This window comes from Exiguobacterium sp. s132 (assembly GCF_018617235.1).
Classification (GTDB): Bacteria; Bacillota; Bacilli; order Exiguobacteriales; family Exiguobacteriaceae; genus Exiguobacterium; species Exiguobacterium profundum.
This window is the reverse complement of sequence record NZ_JACSJU010000010.1, coordinates 1766-4655: the sequence shown is the minus strand read 5'-3', so window position 1 is coordinate 4655 and position 2890 is coordinate 1766. Positions and strand designations below refer to the sequence as shown.

Sequence of the window (2890 nt, the reverse complement as noted above, 5' to 3'; positions counted from 1 at the left end):
CCACGCTTCCACCCATGACCTATCTACCTCATCGTCTCTGAGGGGTCTTTCTTGATTGCTCAAAGGGAAATCTCATCTCGGAGGGGGCTTCATGCTTAGATGCTTTCAGCACTTATCCCGTCCGCACGTAGCTACCCAGCGGTGCTCCTGGCGGAACAACTGGTACACCAGCGGTGCGTCCATCCCGGTCCTCTCGTACTAAGGACAGCTCTCCTCAAATTTCCTACGCCCACGACGGATAGGGACCGAACTGTCTCACGACGTTCTGAACCCAGCTCGCGTACCGCTTTAATGGGCGAACAGCCCAACCCTTGGGACCTACTCCAGCCCCAGGATGCGATGAGCCGACATCGAGGTGCCAAACCTCCCCGTCGATGTGGACTCTTGGGGGAGATCAGCCTGTTATCCCCAGGGTAGCTTTTATCCGTTGAGCGATGGCCCTTCCATGCGGAACCACCGGATCACTAAGCCCGACTTTCGTCCCTGCTCGACTTGTAGGTCTCGCAGTCAAGCTCCCTTCTGCCTTTGCACTCTTCGAATGATTTCCAACCATTCTGAGGGAACCTTTGGGCGCCTCCGTTACTGTTTAGGAGGCGACCGCCCCAGTCAAACTACCCGCCTGACACGGTCCTCCAGCCGGATCACGGCTGCGAGTTAGAGACTCTATACGCAAAGGGTGGTATCCCAAGGGTGTCTCCACCGAAGCTGGCGCTCCGGCTTCACAAACTCCCACCTATCCTGTACATCGCGTACAAAGCCTCAATATCAGGCTGTAGTAAAGCTCCATGGGGTCTTTCCGTCCTGTCGCGGGTAACCTGCATCTTCACAGGTACTATGATTTCACCGGGTCTCTCGTTGAGACAGTGCCCAAATCGTTACGCCTTTCGTGCGGGTCGGAACTTACCCGACAAGGAATTTCGCTACCTTAGGACCGTTATAGTTACGGCCGCCGTTTACTGGGGCTTCGGTTCAGTGCTTCTCTTGCGATGACACATCCCCTTAACCTTCCAGCACCGGGCAGGCGTCAGCCCCTATACTTCATCTTGCGATTTAGCAGAGACCTGTGTTTTTGCTAAACAGTCGTTTGGGCCTATTCACTGCGGCTTATGTTGCCATAAGCGTCCCTTCTCCCGAAGTTACGGGACCATTTTGCCGAGTTCCTTAACGAGAGTTATCCCGCGCGTCTTAGAATTCTCATCTCGCCTACCTGTGTCGGTTTGCGGTACTGGCGCCGACCTCCTCACTAGAGGCTTTTCTTGGCAGCGTGAAATCCGGTGCTTCGCCCTACGGGCTCCACGTCACAGCTCAACCTTGTATGCCGGGCGGATTTGCCAACCCGACGGCCTCGCTGCTTGTCCGTGCACTTCCAGTCGCACGGTCACCTTATCCTTCTGCGTCCCCCCATCGTTCAAACGGTGGTACGGCGGTACAGGAATATCGACCTGTTGTCCATCGCCTACGCCTTTCGGCCTCGGCTTAGGTCCAGACTAACCCTGAGCGGACGAGCCTTCCTCAGGAAACCTTAGGCTTTCGACGGAGGGGATTCTCACCCCTCTTTTCGCTACTCACACCGGCATTCTCACTTCCAAGCGCTCCACGGCTCCTCACGATACCGCTTCACTGCTGCTTGGAACGCTCTCCTACCATCCCTTACGGGATCCATAGCTTCGGTGGTATGTTTAGCCCCGTTACATTTTCGGCGCGGCGCCACTCGACTAGTGAGCTATTACGCACTCTTTGAATGGTGGCTGCTTCTAAGCCAACATCCTAGTTGTCTGTGCAGCGCCACATCCTTTTCCACTTAACATACACTTGGGGACCTTAGCTGATGGTCTGGGCTGTTTCCCTCTCGACTACGGATCTTATCACTCGCAGTCTGACTCCCGAGTACAAGTTGCTGGCATTCGGAGTTTGACTGAATTCGGTAACCCTGTGGGGGCCCCTAGTCCAATCAGTGCTCTACCTCCAGAACTCTTCACCTCGAGGCTAGCCCTAAAGCTATTTCGGAGAGAACCAGCTATCTCCAGGTTCGATTGGCATTTCACCGCTACCCACACCTCATCCCCGCACTTTTCAACGTGCGTGGGTTCGGACCTCCAGTCAGTGTTACCTGACCTTCATCCTGGACATGGGTAGATCACCTGGTTTCGGGTCTACGACGACGGACTGATGCGCCCTGTTCAGACTCGCTTTCGCTGCGGCTCCGCCTCATCGGCTTAACCTCGCCCGCCATCGTAACTCGCCGGTTCATTCTACAAAAGGCACGCCATCACCCGTGAACGGGCTCTGACTACTTGTAGGCATACGGTTTCAGGATCTCTTTCACTCCCCTTCCGGGGTGCTTTTCACCTTTCCCTCACGGTACTGGTTCACTATCGGTCACTAGGAAGTATTTAGCCTTGGGAGATGGTCCTCCCGGATTCCGACGGGGTTTCACGTGTCCCGCCGTACTCAGGATCCACTCTGGAGGGGATGGGGTTTCGGCTACAGGGCCGTCACCTTCTCTGGCCGACCTTTCCAGGTCGTTCACCTACCCTATCCCTTTGTAACTCCGTGTAGAGTGTCCTACAACCCCAGGAAGCATGCTTCCTGGTTTGGGCTGTTCCCGTTTCGCTCGCCGCTACTCAGGGAATCGAATTTTCTTTCTCTTCCTCCGGGTACTTAGATGTTTCAGTTCCCCGGGTATGCCTCACGCCACGCTATGTATTCACGTGGGTGTCCCGCCAGTCTCCCGGCGGTGGGTTCCCCCATTCGGAGATCTCTGGATCAATGTGTACTTACCACTCCCCAGAGCATTTCGCTGTTCGTCGCGTCCTTCATCGGCTCCTAGTGCCAAGGCATCCACCGTACGCCCTTTCTACCTTGATCTAGCGTCTAAGACACACGGTCC

1 rRNA gene is annotated in these 2890 nt (G+C 55.5%); it reads right to left on the bottom strand.

What is annotated here, in order from left to right:
• Positions 1-2868: ribosomal RNA gene (locus tag KNO78_RS15405) — 23S ribosomal RNA — on the bottom strand; the annotation flags it as partial.
• Positions 2869-2890: the final 22 nt, after the last annotated feature.